Below are 15,664 nucleotides of genomic sequence, written 5' to 3'. Positions count from 1 at the left end.
ACCCGGCCGAGTCGAGCTCCCGGATCAGCGCGTCGACGTCCGCACCCGCACCGGCCGTTCGTGGCCCGTGCGGTCCGGCAGGGTCGGCACCGGCCGCGACACCGCCCGCCCCCGGGCCGGCTGGACGTGCGTCACCTCCCACTTCCGCGCGGCGGCCCAGGTGTCGAGCCGCGCCAGCTCCGCCGCGTCCGCGCAGCGCACCGTCACGTGGGTTTCGTACGCGCGCATGGAGCCGATCGTCTCGGACATGTGTCCGATCCGCATCGGGGTTCCCGGCCGGGGGTAACCATCGGTCACGCACCGGACTCAGAAAGTGCTCGCACGCCCCTCGTGGCAGCCATGTGTCTTACCCCACACTGAATGCGGTGCCCCCGTCCTCGGAGCCCTGGAGGTCGCCCCCGTGCAGACCCGGACCCTGACCGTGAACGCGAGCGAGTCCTCGGAGGCCGAAGCCGTGGACGAAGAGCCCGAGGTACTGGAGCTGATCGAGCCGGCGCCGGTGCCGGTACAGCGCAGCCGGGACGGCGACGGGGGCGGGGGTGGGGCGGGACCTTCCGCAGACCTCTTCCGGCAGTACCTGCGCGAGATAGGCAGGATCCCGCTGCTCACCGCCGCCGAGGAGGTGGACCTGGCGCGGCGCGTCGAAGCCGGACTGTTCGCCGAGGAGAAACTCGGCAGCACCCCCGACCTCGACTCCCAACTCGCCGTCGACCTCGACCGGCTCGTCGTCATGGGGCGCATGGCCAAACGCCGCCTCATCGAGTCGAACCTGAGGCTGGTCGTCTCCGTAGCCAAACGGTACGTGGGCCGCGGGCTCACCATGCTCGACCTGGTCCAGGAGGGGAACCTCGGGCTGATCCGGGCCGTCGAGAAGTTCGACTACGCCCGCGGGTACAAGTTCTCGACCTATGCGACCTGGTGGATCCGGCAGGCGATGTCCCGGGCCCTCGCCGACCAGGCCCGGACCATCCGGGTCCCCGTCCACGTCGTCGAGCTGATCAACCGCGTCGTCCGCGTCCAGCGCCGCATGCTCCAGGAACGCGGCTACGAGCCCACCGCCGAAGAGGTCGCCGTCCACCTGGAACTGACCCCGGAGCGGGTCCTGGAAGTACTGCGCCTCGCCCAGGAGCCCGTCTCCCTGCACGCACCCGTCGGCGAGGAGGAGGACGTCGCGCTCGGCGATCTCATCGAGGACGGGGACGCCGCCTCCCCCGTGGAGTCGGCCGCCTTCTTCCTGCTGCGCGAACACCTGGAGGCGGTCCTGTCGACCCTCGGCGAACGCGAGCGCAAGGTCGTGCAGTTGCGGTACGGGCTTGCCGACGGACGGCCGCGCACCCTGGAGGAGATCGGCCGGATCTTCGGCGTGACGCGCGAGCGGATCCGCCAGATCGAGTCCAAGACCCTCAACAAGCTGCGCGACCACGCCTTCGCCGACCAGCTGCGCGGCTACCTCGACTGAGCGGCCCCCGACCGGAGCGGACGCGCACGGCGCCCGCGGCCACGGCGGGGGGCGCCCCGGAGGACGCCCCCGGCCCGTCCGCGCCGCGGTCAGTCGACCTCGGCGACCGCCTGGGCGAACTGCGCCGCGTACAGGCGGGCGTAGGCACCGCCGGACGCCAGCAGCTCCTCGTGCGTGCCCTGCTCGACGATCGATCCGCTCTCCATCACCAGGATCAGGTCGGCGTCGCGGATGGTGGAGAGCCGGTGCGCGATCACGAAGGACGTACGGCCGTGCGCGAGCCGCGCCATCGCCTTCTGGATCAGTACTTCGGTACGGGTGTCCACCGAGCTCGTCGCCTCGTCGAGGACCAGGATCACCGGGTCCGACAGGAACGCCCGGGCGATGGTGATCAGCTGCTTCTCGCCCGCGCTGACCCCCGCACCCTCGTCGTCCAACACCGTGTCGTAGCCGTCCGGCAGGGTCCGGATGAACCGGTCCGCGTGCGCCGCCCGCGCCGCCTCCTCGATCTCGGCACGCGCGACCTGGCGCGAAGCGCCGTACGCGATGTTCTCCGCGATGGTGCCGCCGAACAGCCAGGTGTCCTGGAGCACCATGCCGATGCCCGCGCGCAGTTCCTCGCGGGTCATCTTGGCGATGTCCACCCCGTCCAGCGCGATCTCGCCGCCGGTGACCTCGTAGAACCGCATCAGCAGATTCACCAGGGTGGTCTTCCCGGCCCCCGTCGGGCCGACGATCGCGACCGTGTGACCCGGCTCCACCGCCAGCGAGAGGTTCTCGATCAGCGGCCGGTCCGGCTCGTAGCGGAAGGCCACCTTGTCGAAGGTGACCTGTCCGCGCAGCTCCTGCGGGCGTTCCGGCACGTCGGCGTCGCGCTCCTGCTCCGGGGCGTCCAGCAGCTCGTAGACCCGCTCCGCCGAGGCGACACCGGACTGCACGAGGTTCGCCATCGACGCGACCTGCGTGAGCGGCATCGAGAACTGCCGCGAGTACTGGATGAAGGCCTGCACGTCACCGATCGACAGGGTGCCGGAGGCGACCCGCAGCCCGCCGACCACCGCGATCAGCACGTAGTTGATGTTCGAGATGAAGAACATCACCGGCTGCATGATGCCGCTGACCAGCTGAGCCTTGAACGAGGCCCGGAACAGTGCGTCGTTCTGCTCGGCGAAGACCGCCGCGGACTCCTTCTGCCGACCGAAGACCTTGACCAGGTTGTGCCCCGAGTACATCTCCTCGATGTGGGCGTTGAGTGCACCGGTCGTCTTCCACTGTTCCACGAACTGCGGCTGCGACTTCTTGCCGATCTTCGCGGCGACGTACACCGAGACCGGTACGGTTCCCACGGCGACCAGCGCCAGCAGCGGCGAGATCCAGAACATCATCGCGAGCACACCGACGATGGTCAGCAGCGAGTTCAGCAGCTGCCCCATCGTCTGCTGCAGCGTCTGGCCGATGTTGTCGATGTCGTTGGTGGCCCGGCTCAGCACCTCGCCGCGCTTCTGCTGGTCGAAGTACGACAGCGGCAGCCGCGACAGCTTCGCCTGAAGCTCCTCGCGCAGCCGGTACAGGGTGCCGTTCATGACGTGGTTCGACAGCCGGGTCGCCACCAGCATCAGCAGCCCGGCCAGGGTGAAGACCACCAGAGCCCAGACCGCCACGACCCCGACGGCACCGAAGTCGATGCCCCGGCCCGGGGTGAAGTCGGTGCCGGACAGCATGTCCGCCATGCCGCCGTCGCCCTGGGCGCGCATCCCGTCCAGCGCCTGCTGCTTGGTCAGGCCGGCCGGCATCTCCCGGCCGACGATCCCCGCGAAGACCAGGTCGGTCGCCTCGCCGAGGATCTTCGGTCCGACGACCGCGCAGGCGACGCTGCCGACAACGGCCAGGACCATGCCCCACAGCTTCGCCCGGTCCTGTGCGAGCTGGCCCAGCAGCCGTTTGCCCGATCCCTTGAAATCCAGGGACCGCTGGGCCGGCCCCATCATCATCCGTCCTCCGGGCCCGCTCATGCGGCCTCCGCCTCCGTCAGCTGGGAGAGCACGATCTCCCGGTAGGTCTCGTTGCCGGCCATCAGCTCGTGGTGGCGTCCCTCGCCCACGACCTGCCCCTCGTCCAGGACGATGATCCGGTCGGCGTCGCGGATCGTCGCGACCCGCTGGGCGACGATGACCACGGTCGCGTCCTCGGTCTCGCGGGCGAGCGCCGCGCGCAGCGCCGCGTCCGTCGCGTAGTCCAGGGCCGAGAAGGAGTCGTCGAAGAGGTAGATCTCCGGACGCTGTACGAGTGTGCGGGCGATGGCCAGGCGCTGGCGCTGGCCGCCGGAGACGTTGGTGCCGCCCTGGGCGACCGGGGCCTCCAGGCCGCCCTCCAGCGCCGCGACGAACTCCTTGGCCTGGGCCACTTCCAGGGCCTGCCACAGCTCCTCGTCGCTCGCGTCCGGGCGCCCGTAGCGCAGGTTGGAGGCGATGGTGCCGGAGAACAGGTAGGGCTTCTGCGGGACCATGCCGACCGTCTTCGCCAGGAGTTCGGGGTCGAGGCGGCGCACGTCCTCGCCGTCGACCAGCACCTCTCCGCCGGTCGCGTCGAACAGCCGCGGAACCAGGCCGAGCAGGGTGGACTTGCCGCTTCCGGTGGAGCCGATCACCGCCGTGGTCTCGCCGGGGCGGGCCACCAGGTCCACGCCGCGCAGGACCGGAGCCTCGGCGCCCGGGTAGCGGAAGTCGGCGCCGCGCAGCTCCAGGAGCCCGCTGCGGCCGAGTGCGCGCACCGGGTCGGCGGGTGGGACGACGCTGGACTCGGTGTCCAGCACCTCCTGGATGCGCTCGGCGCAGACCTCGGCGCGCGGCACCATCATGAACATGAAGGTGGCCATCATCACGGACATGACGATCTGCATCAGATAGGCGAGGAAGGCCGTCAGCTGGCCGATCTCCATGCCGCCGCTGTCGACGCGCATCGCACCGAACCAGATCACGGCGACGCTGGAGATGTTCACGACCACGATCACGGTCGGGAACATCAGGGCCAGCAGCTTGCCCGCGGCCAGGGAGACGCCGGTGAGGTCGGCGTTGGCCTCGCGGAAGCGGTCCTTCTCGTAGTCGTCGCGGACGAAGGCCCGGATCACCCGGTTGCCGGTGATCTGCTCGCGCAGCACCCGGTTCACGGTGTCCAGACGCTCCTGCATCCGGCGGAACAGCGGCCGCGTCCGGAAGACGATGGCACCGACCGAGATCCCGAGCACGGGCACCACGGCCAGCAGGACGCCCGACAGTTTCACGTCCAGCGAGAGCGCCATGGCGATGCCGCCGACGCACATGATCGGCGCCGAGACCATCAGGGTGAAGGTCATCAGGACCAGCATCTGGACCTGCTGCACGTCATTGGTCGTACGGGTGATCAGGGACGGGGCGCCGAACTGGCCGAGCTCCCGTGCGGAGAAGCTCTGCACCCGGTCGAAGACCGAGGCCCGGACGTCGCGGCCGACGGCCGCCGCCGTGCGGGCACCGTAGTAGACGGCTCCGACGTTGCAGACGAGCTGGACGAGCGAGACGCCGAGCATCAGCGCGCCGAAGCGCAGGATGTAGCCGGTGTCGCCGTTGACGACACCGTTGTCGATGATGTCGGCGTTCAGGGTGGGCAGGTAGAGGCTGGCACTGGTCTGCAGCAGTTGCAGCAGGACCAGCGCCGCGATGGGTTTCCGGTACGGACCCAGGTGGGTCCGCAGAAGTCGTATGAGCACGCGCAGGCTCCGGTCGGCACAGTCGAGGGGGTTCAACCCATCTTCGGCCAAACGGACCATCGAACCCCACCGGATTTCGCAAAGGCCGGTCAAAAGGACCAGCCGCCCGGCAGGGGGACCCAGGACTCCCGCGGGAGACCCGGGCCCCCCGCAGGGGTCCGGTCAGAACGCCCCGGGGTGGATCTGCTCCCGCGTCGCGATGTACTGCTGGCGCACGCCCTGCCACGCCGGGAAGTCCTCGCCCGGCTCGAAGACCTGCGCCGCGGGGGCGGGCCAGACCGGCGGAGTGTGCGGGGCCAGGGTGCCCTGCGCCACACCGAGGGCCCAGGCCGCCTGGCGGGCGGCGCCCAGCGCCGCGTAGTCCGCCGGCGCCGGCACGACGACCTGTGTCCCGAACAGTCCGGGCGCCGCGGCCTGCACGGCGGGCAGCTCGGCGGCCGCGCCGAGCAGGAACACCCGGCGGATCTCGACCCCGCGCGAGCGCAGCACGTCGAGGGCGTCCACCAGGCCGCACAGCATGCCCTCGAAGGCCGCCCGGGCCAGGTGCTCGGGCTTCATCGAGTCCCGGCGCAGCCCGGTGAGGGTCCCGGCGGAGTGCGGCAGATTCGGCGTCCGCTCGCCTTCCAGATACGGCAGGAGTACGAGGCCGTGCGCGCCCGGCGTCGACTTCAGCGCGAGCCCGGACAGCCCCTCCAGGTCGGTGCCGAGCAGTTCGGCGGTGCCGCGCAGGGTCCGTACGGCGTTGGAGGTGTTCACCACGGGCAGGTGCATGCCGGTGGCGTCGGCCAGGGAGGTGATCAGCCCGCCCGGCTCCGACAGCGCCTCGCGGTGCACCGCCATCACCGAACCGGACGCGCCCAGCGAGACCACCGCGTCGCCGGGGCCCAGTCCCAGGCCGAGGGCCGCGGCCATGGTCTCGCCGGTACCGGCCGATATCAGCAGCCCCTCGGGCGTGGTCCCGGCCGCGTCGGCCGGGCCGAGCACCTCGGGCAGCAGGGCCCGGTGCCCGAGCGCCAGCTCGACCAGGTCGGGCCGCCAGGCCCCGGCGGCCGCCGACCAGTAGCCGGTGCCGGAGGCCCCGCCGCGGTCGGTGGTGCGGCGAGCCGGACGGCCCAGCAGCTGCCAGACCAGCCAGTCGTGCGCGGACATCAGCACGGCCACCCGGCGGGCCGCCTCGGGCTCGGTGCGGGCCAGCCAGGCGAGCTTGGCGACGGGCTGCGCGGAGTGCGGGACCGAGCCCACCGCCTCGGCCCAGGCGTGCCGTCCGCCGAGGGCCTCCGTGAGCTCGGCGGCCGCGACCTGACCGCGCTTGTCGTTCCCGACGAGGGCCGGGCGCACCAGGGCGCCCTGCGGGTCCAGCGGCAGCAGGCCGTGCTGCTGCGCGGAGACGCCGATGGCCTGGACGCCCTCCAGGATCCCGCCGCCGGCGGCCTCGCCGAGCGAGAGCAGCCAGGCCTGTGGATCGGTCTCGTGGGGGTTGGCGCCGTCCGGTTCGCCCGCCGGCTGCGGATGGGGCGCGTACCCCTGGCGCAGCACGGCGCCGGTCTCGGTGTCACAGACGACGATGCGTGTGAAGGCGGAAGAGCTGTCCAGCCCGGCGACTATCCCCATGCGGAGAATTCTGCCGCACCCGGGGCCGGTCCTGACCGCCCCGGAGCCCCTGGAACCACACGGGTTCCAGAGGCTCCGGGTACGGCCGGTGGCGCCTCAGGTGTTGCTCGTGCCCCAGTCGTCGTCGGCGGCCTGGCCGCCGGCCCGGCCGCGCAGTCCGCGCACCCGTCCGGCGAGCGAGTCCGGCACGGCGTCCCCGACCTTCTCACTGACGACCGCGAAGGCCTTCCCGGCATACTCGCGCCCGGTGTGGCCGGCGGTCTCGGCGGCGTTGCGCACCGCCGGGTTCTGCGCGATCTGCCGGGCGGACTTCTTCAGCTGCTCGTAGCGCTCGCGCCCGGCCCGCGTCCCGAGCACGTACCCGAGGGCCAGTCCGACCACGAACGTGACCTTGTACCGCATGCCTGTCACCCTTCGTCGTGTGGTGCCCGGCCTGCTGTCGATACCGATTGGCGGAGCACCCCCCTGCTTGCGCTAATCTATGTCTCGCAGCGGGCGCCCGCCCCCCGGCAAGGCCGGAGGTGGGCTGTTCGATGCACCGCAGCAATCCCCTGTAGCTCAATTGGCAGAGCAGCCGGCTGTTAACCGGCAGGTTACTGGTTCGAGTCCAGTCGGGGGAGCGCAGTCCCCTGTAGCTCAATTGGCAGAGCATTCGGCTGTTAACCGGAGGGTTGCTGGTTCGAGTCCAGCCGGGGGAGCAGGAAGAGGAGAGGGCCCTACGGGGCCCTCTTCTTTCTTTATCGCCCGTCCAGGGAACCGGGCAGCCCTCGGCGCGGTCTCACTGGGCAGGCGAAGCCGATCATGCGAGGCATCCGAAGCAGGAGATCGTATGAGCGGCTATGCTGCGGCAGACGGCGCGCACAGATGTACGCGCCACGCCGTGAAGGGGCGGTAGCTCAGCCGGTTAGAGCAGCGGACTCATAATCCGTCGGCCGTGGGTTCGAGTCCCACCCGCCCCACCGCAAGCCGCAGGTGCAGAAACGATCGCACCTGCGGCTTCGGCGTTTCCGGGTCTGCCGTGCCATCAGGCGAGCCGATCTCTGGCCTTTGGCCGGGAACCGCCTCGCACCCGGCCTCACCGGGCAGGCGTCCCCACGGGGCTGTGGTGACCGTCACGGTGGCGTGCCCGAGGAGCCCTGGCGCGGCCCGCATGCCACCCCTGGCGGCGAGCACCAGCAACGCCCACCCGTGCCGCAGCCGCAGCCGTCCGGGCTTCCCGTCGGGCAGGTGCGCGTCGTCCTCGAGCGGGACGGCGTCGATCAGTCCACCGAAGAGCTTGGAGACGATCCGGGCGCAGAGCGTCGCCGTCCTCATGGGCGAACACGAGCCCGTGGTCCCGGTACGCCGACTTCCACTTGCGGCGCTTCTCCTCCTGCCGCAGCTTGTGACCCAGGAGCGCACCGACGGTCAGCTCGTCGAGATCGACGATCCGATCCTCACCGCTCGCCGTCTTGGGCCGGTAGAACATCAGAGCGACGTGTCCCTCTTCGCCGTGCGGGCACGCCACGTCGCCCGGTGGGTGATCGTCGTGTGGCAGCAGATCGTGCAGGTGTCCGCGCTCAAGAAGCGGGACATGGGCCGGCCCCGGCTGGACCGGAGCGGAACCGGCCGCAGCGCTGCCATCGGTTCGCGAACAGGTGGGGCTCAGGGCCGGTGGCATCCATACGGCCAAGAGAGGAACCGCGTAGGGCGATCGCACTGGGATTCGGTACTAAGCGCTGTGCACGTCCTGACGGCTGCGATGCATGGTCCAGGCTCGGGCGGCAGCGATCAGGGGGGCACGGTGCGGCGCCGGGTCGCTGGCAGCGCGGCTCTCCCAGACACCGCACAGCGTGGCTGCGAAGGTGGTGACGGCCGAGGGCTCGGCGGTGCTGTAGGCGGGCACTGCTTGGGCGAGGGCTTCGGCCTGCTCCGCGGTGTGGCCGGCGTGAATGAACCGCGGGATGGCGAACGCTGCGTCAGCCCACGCCGGGCCGGGGCAGGCAAGAGCCCAGTCCAGTACGCGAATGCCGTCTTCCGTGCCAAGCATGTTCAGCGGCGACACGTCGGAATGGACGAGGGCCCGGCCTTCGAGATCGGGGGAGTGGTCGGCAGGGAAGAACCCGGCCCAGCGGAGGTGCAGGGGCTTCTTGCGGACCTGCTCGGGCCACGGTGTCTCGGACATGGTGGTGAGCGCGTCGAGGAAGGGGCCGAGGTCGGGTGAGCCGGGGCTGAGGTCTGGGTGGGGACCGACGAGGTACTCGTACCCGGTGAGCAGCCAGCCGCCGGCGTCGACCTGCCAGAGCACGCGGGGGGCGAGCGGTGCGACGCGGGTCACGCGTGCTTCGTAGTCGTACATCCACGCTGTGGGCTCGTCGCTCCGGGTGCCCTTGACGAAGACGGGCCCGGTGGCGGTGTGGAGGGTGCAGGCGAGGCGGGCCATGACGCCGGTCTCTGCGGTCTCGGCGTGCTCGACGGGGCCGGTGTAAGTCTCGACGGCGCTACGGGCCTCGGGCGGGAGTTCAAGCCATGCGGTGCGGTCCAACCGCGTACTCCTCGTGCAGAACGGAAGCCGGTCCCTGGCTCGGCCACAGAGTGGCACAAGCCGAGGACCGGCCGCAGGCGGTACGTCAGGCGTACTTGGGGCTGTTGTGGCAGTTGGCGTGGCACTGCGAGCAGTCGGCGAGGTCCAGCTCGGGCCAGAACTCCATGTCGATCACGAACCCGGCCTCGACGATCGCGTCGACAGTCCGGGCGCGCAGGGCCTTGCCGCCGCCGTGCTCCTCCTTGTCGAGGAACCCGGGCTGGTGGTGGACGAACGTGCCGATCGTGCCCGAGCAGAAGTCCTGGTACGCCTGCGTGTGCAGCAGGAAGGCGTGCCAGAAGTCGTCAACGAGCGGGGACGGGCTGAGTGGGGTGTCGCTGTGCGCGCCGGCCGCGAGGAAGGCGAGCATCTGTCCGACGCCGCGGTCGGCCTTGTCGTCGGTCAGCTCGGGGAACTTGGCCCGCATGTTGGACACGAGCGTCGCGCGCAGCTTGGCGCCGATCAGATTCCGCGCGTCGGTCGCGGGACGTTCCTGGACTACGGTCACGGTCCTTGCCTCCTTGGTCAGTGGTGCATGGGACGTGCTGTGAAGCGCCTCGGCCGGCGCGACTGGGGACGGTGCCAGCCGAGGCGTGCCCCGCTCGCCCGGGATCTGTCGGGTCATCCGGGAGAACAGGGAGATCAGCGCGCCGGGAATCCGGCGTCGGGGACGGTCATGGCTGACAGCGCGTCGCGGTGGCCGAGCTCAGCGGTGGTCGTGGTGGCGAGCGTGGCCAATCCGGCGGCAGTGCCGAGCGCCCATATCCAGCTCAGGAAGCGGCCCACCGGATCGCCGCCTGCGATCCCCCTCGGCGCAGCCTGGCGCGCGGTCATGCGGCGTTCCCCTGCGCCTGTTCGCGCTGGGAGATGAGCCGCGCGAACTGGATTGCGTACAACTCGACCTGGTCCGGGGTGAGGACGAGCAGGGACTCGGCCGTACCGCCGTCGTCGTAGTGGACCAGGACCGGCAGCGCGCTCTGCTGGGCCCGGTGGTCGTACACGGCGTCGCGCCGCATCGGGGTCACGTACGTGGTCTGCGCCGGGACGGGGCGCAGGGTGGTTCCGTCAGCGGGCGCCGACCACTCGTCGCCACCGCCCGGCGGACGCAGGTGGTACGTGCTGGCGCCCACTCTGGGCAGCGTCACGATGACGCCGATTCGCCCATCCTTGGCGGTGTCGCGGGCGAGGTCGCCGAGTCGTGGGCAGAACGGCCCGGCCGTCCCTAACTTGCCTCCCTGTGAAGGGAGATGGGGTGTTGGTCGTCCTGTCATGCCCCAGAAGTTAGGGGCGCGTCAGAGGCCCAATATGAATCGGAGGAATACCGCCTCATCCGTCCAGGTGGAAGCGGTCTGACATGCGGCGCAGCTTCTCGCGGGTGGCGATCCGCTCGGCGTAGACGATGCTTCGGAGGGTTGATCGGGCGATCGGATGGTTCCTTACGAGCTGTGGGGCGATCCGCTCCGCGGTCTCCAGCTCCGCGAGCGCGCGGTCGCGGTTGCCATCCCACAGCCACGCGCGGGCGAGGTCCATGTGGTGGTGACCCTGGCGGGAGTTGGGAAGGGCCGCGACAAGCTCGGGGGCCGTGCGGCGGTTTATGGCGAGAGCTTTGGTCTGCTCGCCGGTCTCCAGGGCGACGCTGATCGCATGGATCTGCACGTTGCCGGGGGAGAAGGTGACCGAGTGGCGGTCGTAGATCGGCGGGTTGTGGTGGCCTGCCATTCGGCGGGCAGCGGCGCGGGCGTGGTTGATTCGCTCGTCGGCCTCGGCCGGTCGGCCGGCACGGGCCGCGGCGACGGCGGCGCGCAGGTGGAGCGTGCCCCACATCCGTAGGGCGAGCGGCTCGCCGAGCTCATACTCGCGCTGCACGCTGGCGATGGCCTTGTCGGACAGGGTGAGCGAGTCGTCCCAATCGGCCGTCGCCCACATGTCCCAGACACGCATCCAGTCGGCGAGCGCGGGCATGACGGGGTCGGCCGAGAGGCGCGCCGCCCATGCAGCGCGCTCCGCGGCCATCGCGACGAGTTCGGGGTGCCCCAAGGCGTGCGCGGCGGTGTGGGCGAACTTGCACGCGACGGCATAGATCGCGAATGCCTCCTCGCGTTCGTGACCGGTCGCGGCCTCGGCCAGGGCGCGAGCTTCGCGCAGCAGGTCGGGGAGGGTGGCGAGGATCGCCGTATTGGCGGCGGCGTCCCGCAGGCGGTGCAGGCGGGTCATGTCTCGCCACAGCTCGCCGGACGCGCGGGGGGCGCCGTCGAAGATCGGCGCGAGGTCGTAGCGGCGCAGCTCGTGCAGGATGGCTGCTGCCGAGACCTGCCACTGATTCTCGGCGGGGCTGCTCGCGTACGGCCGGCCGATCAGGTCGTTGGGATGCACGTGCAACTCGGCGGCGACGAGGTTCAGCAGCCCGACCCGGTCCAGCTCGATCAGGCCGCGTTCCATCTTGGACACCCAGCCCTGCGTCTTCCCCAGAGCGGCAGCGAGGTCGGCCTGTGGCATCCCGAGCCGCAGCCGTGCCCGCCGTACGCGACGGCCGATCTCCTCGGCTTCCTCCAACATCAATGCACCCCCAAGGTGGTGGTGGGCCGCAGACGCGAGGCAGGAGCCGGGCGTCACGGCTCATTCGTTCGGGCTCATCTCCCAGAACCGTACCGATGCGTGCGGCCCAGCGGGGAGCGAGCGAGATGCGCGCGAGCACATCCATGAGAATGCCTGGCGTGGCCTACTTCACTGAGACAGGCTGGATGGGCTTCTTTTCTGGCACTGAAACCGCGGTGGGCCGGCAGCGTGGTGTCGAGGCGTGGCACCCGACCACCGGCGCTGCTCTCATCGTGGACCCAGAACGAGGTGCGCTCAGGCCCGTAACGGACTTCGAGGGCTTCTCTCATCTGGAGCGCGTCCACCGGATAGCGGGAGTGGTTCCCGGTGGTGGGTGGCGGGCGCACTGGGAGGACGAAGGTGGTGCTCCGCTCACTCAGCCGGTGTTGGCGTGGCTCATCAGCTCGCAGGGCGGCGCGACGCCGGTGACCGTGGAGCCGAACGGAGACACCGACTCTCTGGGACCGCGGACCGACTACTTGCCCCGGGGCAAGAACTTCGCTGACGGGGAGGCGCCCGGCCGCCCTCCGATCCGCCCTGAGGGGGCGGGGGACCGGGCCCCCGCCCCCCTCGGCGGCGTCGTGTCGCGTGTGCGGCCGGTGTCGGTCAGCTCAGCGCGGAGAAGTTCTGCCAGCCGCCGGTGCCGACCTCGGTCCCGCTGCCCTTGATGTCGCTGTAGAAGTACAGCTTGGCATCGCCGCCGGAGGACCAGATGTCGGTCTTGCCGTCGCCGTTGCCGTCCGGCAGCGCAGTGATCAGCGGGCGGTGCGAGACCGTCCAGCCGGTGCCGATGACGATCGCGGCCGGACCGCTGCCGAGGCCGCCGCCGGCGGCGTCGGTGCCCGTGTAGAGGCGCAGGTCACCGTTGATGCGGCTGCGGGCGAGCATGTCGACCCGGCCGTCGCCGGTGCGGTCGCCGGGGGCGGCGATGTCGTAGTTCGACCAGGAGCCGTTGCCCACCAGGACCGGCTCGGCGTACTCGTCGAGGTAGCCGGAGGCATGGCCGAAGTAGAGCCACAGGTGGTCGCCCTCCTTGACCAGCAGGTCGGGGTAGGACGGCAGGTCCCATTCGCCGATGGTGCCGTCGCCGTCGAGGTCGGTGGGACCGTCGACGTCGCCGATCGCCAGGATCTGGTCGGCGTTCTTGAAGTGGTTGTTGGGCTCCTCGTACACCTGGAGGTCCCGGCGCTCGTCCGCGCAGTCCCCGCCCTCGGCGGTCTCACCGAAGGCGGTGCAGGCGTGCCCGTAGCCGTTGTTCGGGAAGACCTGGATCTGGCGGGAGCCCTTCGGCCCGGTGGCGGCGACCAGGTCCTCGTAGCCGTCACCGGTCCAGTCGCCGCGGTGCGTGATGGACGCGCCGGCGAGGTTGGTGACGCCCGCCTCCTGGTACCGGCCGACGGTGCCGTTGCCGTTGCCCGCGTACATCCACAGCTCACCCGTGGTGCGCAGGGCGTACATGTCCGATGTGCCGTCGCCGTTGAGGTCGCCCGGCTTGTCCTTCAGCGCGGGGCTGTTGGCGTAGAAGAGGTAGGTCTGGATGGCCGTGCGGTTGCCGCCCTTGCTCAGCGAGCGGGCGTAGACCCGCAGCGGACCGGCGACGGGGGGCGTCAGCTTCACGTCGACGGGGGCGTCCACGGCGGCCGGCGTGGCGGTCCGGACGGTGGGGGACCACTCGGTCCAGTACTCGTACGAGGCGACACCGGTGGCCAGGCCGCGGGAGAGGGTGAAGACACCCTCGGAGCGCGCGGTGCCGGTCTGGGTCGGCCAGCCGTCGTCACCGTCGGGGAACTGCTGGGAGCTGATGCCGGGCGGGTGGTTGGGTACGTTCTGGTCGACGTGGAAGCGGCACGTGCCGCTCCACGCGGAGCTGGCCCTGCCGTCCTCGGCCCGGACCTGCCAGGAGTGCTGCTTGCCGTCGACGAAGGAGCCCTTGGGCACCGTGACCCGGGCGATGTTGCCGGAGGTCACGGCCTGGGTCTTCTCGTAGAGCACCTTGCTGGTGCCGGTCTCCCAGACCTTGAAGCGGGCGGTCACCGTCCCGCCGTCGCCGTCCGTGACCTTCGCCGAGAGCTGGACGTCGGTGTTGCCGACGGTGGTGCCGGGCGAGGCGGTGCAGGCGGTGGCGGGGCTGGTGGCCAGGCCGGACGGAGTGGACGGGGTGGTGTTGTAGGTGGTGGAGAACACGGCCGACTTCGCGTCGAACTTCTTCCAGCCGTAGGTGTCCGACTCCGAGGCGCGCAGGCCGAGGGTGGCGGTCGGCCACTTGTTCGCGGCGGCGAGATCGGCGACCGATTTGGTCTTGAACTCCAGGTTGCCGGCCGGGCAGCCGGAGCCCCAGCCCTTGGCCTCGGTCAGGGTCTGGACCCTGGCCACCCACGACGGCTGCTTGGCCCAGGTGGTGGCGGAGGAGATCGGGTTGATCCGCCACAGCTCCACGGGCTTCTTGGTGCAGGACCAGGAGTGGGTGTTCTTGATGCGGAAGACCGAGTCGATGATCTGCTTGCCGTGCAGCTTCTTGGTGTCCATGGTGAACATGGACCGCCAGGTGCCGCCGGTGTCGGACTCGTAGCCCACCCGGGCCACGCCGGAGGAGTGGTTCCAGTACGAGGTGGTGCTGTACTTCTTGGCGACCGAGGTCCAGTTGAGCCGGGCGCCGCTCACCGTCGGGTCGATGTAGACCGGGTACACGGTGTCCTTGGACGTGAGGACGGACGCGTCCGGCTTCAGCGCCATTTCGCCGCCCTTGACCGCGATCGGCATGCGCTTCTCGACGGCGCCGTGCCGGGGTTCGAACACGTCCTCGGCCGGGGTGGCCGGCAGGCCGCCGAGTTCGCGGGCGGCGGTGGCGGCGTCGGGCGCGGCCGTCGGGGCGTCCGGTGCAGCCACGAGAGAGCGAGGGGCGCCCTTCAGGAAGCGTGGCGACGCGGCCGGCACGGCCGGTGCCGCCTCACCGGTGGGGATGCCCGCCGAGTCCCACATGGTCGGGGTGGGGGCGGTGAACACCTCCTGGCCGGCCGGGTTGAGCGCCTTGAGGTTGCCCGCCTCGTCGGTGGAGAGGGCGACGCCCGAGGCGGCCACGCCGAACGTGACGGTCTTCAGGGCGGGGTTCTTCGCGGCCTCGGCGTTCTTGACGACGAGCAGCTGCTGGAAGCCCCCGACGGAAGCCCGCATCTTGAGGTCGACTCCGGGCAGGACCTCGGGATAGGTGGCGGTGTCGCCCTCCACGACCGGTGCGGGGAGCTTGCCCGGCCAGTCAACGGTCATCGACCGGCCGTCACGGGTGATGGTCGCCAGCGGGGCGTCGCCACCAGCGGAGAACTCCAGCCCTACCGCGGCAGCCCTGGGCCTGACCGTGCCGTTGCCGGTGGGCTGGAGCGTCGCATCGGCCGGTACGAGCTTGCCGCCCTGGCGCACCCGGACCGGGGCGACGGCGGATTCCATCGTGAAAGTGCCGTTCGGGTTCGCGAACACGGTGTCGTATTCGGTCCGTTGGGACACCACTTCGACGGGCTTGCCCGAGTCGGCCGCCCGCTTGGCCGCAGTGGTCTCCTCAGGCGTGCCGGCGGTGCTCCCGGAGGCCGGTGAGGTGCTGCCGGAAGGGGTGGAAGCGGAAGCCGGGGCGGCTGCCAGAAAAGGCATGCTCAGAGCGGTGATTACCGCCGAGGCGGTGGCTATTCGGAACTTTCCTCGGGAT

General features: G+C 70.7%; 12 protein-coding genes and 3 tRNA genes. 4 read left to right on the top strand and 11 right to left on the bottom strand.

From position 1 onward, the window contains the following. Positions 1-24 precede the first annotated feature (24 nt). Positions 25-249: a hypothetical protein gene (locus tag R4Z63_RS10115; RefSeq protein ID WP_384448763.1), complete on the bottom strand. Its 225-nt coding sequence runs from the start codon at positions 247-249 to the stop codon at positions 25-27. A gap of 151 nt (positions 250-400) precedes the next feature. Between R4Z63_RS10115 and R4Z63_RS10110 the strand changes: the two genes are divergently transcribed. After that, positions 401-1,459 carry an RNA polymerase sigma factor gene (locus R4Z63_RS10110; protein ID WP_037923922.1) on the top strand — a complete coding sequence of 353 codons (1,059 nt, stop codon included), beginning with the start codon at positions 401-403 and terminating at the stop codon, positions 1,457-1,459. An 89-nt stretch (positions 1,460-1,548) separates the two neighbouring features. On the opposite strand, the gene R4Z63_RS10105 is transcribed toward R4Z63_RS10110, so the two are convergent. The 4 genes from R4Z63_RS10105 to R4Z63_RS10090 all read right to left on the bottom strand — a co-directional run bounded on the left by R4Z63_RS10105 (position 1,549) and on the right by R4Z63_RS10090 (position 7,214). Further along, positions 1,549-3,471 carry an ABC transporter ATP-binding protein gene (locus tag R4Z63_RS10105; RefSeq protein WP_384448760.1) on the bottom strand — a complete coding sequence of 641 codons (1,923 nt, stop codon included), beginning with the start codon at positions 3,469-3,471 and terminating at the stop codon, positions 1,549-1,551. Further along, entirely contained in the window at positions 3,468-5,201 is a 1,734-nt protein-coding gene (locus R4Z63_RS10100; RefSeq protein WP_384448757.1) for an ABC transporter ATP-binding protein, read from the bottom strand. Before R4Z63_RS10100 ends, R4Z63_RS10105 begins: the two co-directional genes overlap by 4 nt. A gap of 162 nt (positions 5,202-5,363) precedes the next feature. Then, positions 5,364-6,812, bottom strand: coding sequence for an FGGY family carbohydrate kinase (locus tag R4Z63_RS10095; protein WP_037923931.1), 1,449 nt, complete (start codon positions 6,810-6,812; stop codon positions 5,364-5,366). 96 nt (positions 6,813-6,908) lie between these two features. Further along, on the bottom strand, positions 6,909-7,214 hold the full coding sequence (locus R4Z63_RS10090; RefSeq protein WP_037923934.1) for a hypothetical protein: 306 nt from the start codon (positions 7,212-7,214) through the stop codon (positions 6,909-6,911). Between the two features lie 145 nt (positions 7,215-7,359). Here R4Z63_RS10090 and R4Z63_RS10085 point away from each other — a divergent pair. The 3 genes from R4Z63_RS10085 (at position 7,360) to R4Z63_RS10075 (ending at position 7,771) form a co-directional block, all read left to right on the top strand. Beyond that, a tRNA-Asn gene (locus tag R4Z63_RS10085) sits at positions 7,360-7,432 on the top strand. 5 nt (positions 7,433-7,437) lie between these two features. Continuing rightward, positions 7,438-7,510, top strand: a tRNA-Asn gene (locus R4Z63_RS10080). A gap of 187 nt (positions 7,511-7,697) precedes the next feature. Next, positions 7,698-7,771 (top strand) — tRNA-Ile (locus tag R4Z63_RS10075). A 752-nt stretch (positions 7,772-8,523) separates the two neighbouring features. On the opposite strand, the gene R4Z63_RS10070 is transcribed toward R4Z63_RS10075, so the two are convergent. The 6 genes from R4Z63_RS10070 to R4Z63_RS10045 all read right to left on the bottom strand — a co-directional run bounded on the left by R4Z63_RS10070 (position 8,524) and on the right by R4Z63_RS10045 (position 15,609). Further along, positions 8,524-9,336, bottom strand: coding sequence for a phosphotransferase (locus R4Z63_RS10070; RefSeq protein ID WP_384448753.1), 813 nt, complete (start codon positions 9,334-9,336; stop codon positions 8,524-8,526). Positions 9,337-9,421: 85 nt separating this feature from the next. Continuing rightward, positions 9,422-9,883: a glycine-rich domain-containing protein gene (locus R4Z63_RS10065; RefSeq protein WP_384448750.1), complete on the bottom strand. Its 462-nt coding sequence runs from the start codon at positions 9,881-9,883 to the stop codon at positions 9,422-9,424. A gap of 134 nt (positions 9,884-10,017) precedes the next feature. After that, complete coding sequence (locus tag R4Z63_RS10060) at positions 10,018-10,209, bottom strand: hypothetical protein (protein ID WP_384448747.1); 192 nt, start codon at positions 10,207-10,209, stop codon at positions 10,018-10,020. Beyond that, positions 10,206-10,505, bottom strand: coding sequence for a hypothetical protein (locus R4Z63_RS10055; protein ID WP_236647700.1), 300 nt, complete (start codon positions 10,503-10,505; stop codon positions 10,206-10,208). The genes R4Z63_RS10060 and R4Z63_RS10055 overlap by 4 nt, the downstream gene beginning before the upstream one ends. A gap of 196 nt (positions 10,506-10,701) precedes the next feature. Beyond that, positions 10,702-11,931: a helix-turn-helix domain-containing protein gene (locus R4Z63_RS10050; protein WP_384448744.1), complete on the bottom strand. Its 1,230-nt coding sequence runs from the start codon at positions 11,929-11,931 to the stop codon at positions 10,702-10,704. A 645-nt stretch (positions 11,932-12,576) separates the two neighbouring features. Further along, complete coding sequence (locus R4Z63_RS10045) at positions 12,577-15,609, bottom strand: FG-GAP repeat domain-containing protein (protein WP_384448741.1); 3,033 nt, start codon at positions 15,607-15,609, stop codon at positions 12,577-12,579. Positions 15,610-15,664 lie beyond the last annotated feature (55 nt).

The sequence above is a fragment of the Streptomyces sp. PL-29 genome (assembly GCF_058344425.1).
Note: the sequence above shows the minus strand (reverse complement) of the source record. Positions and strands in the feature narration are given on the sequence as shown.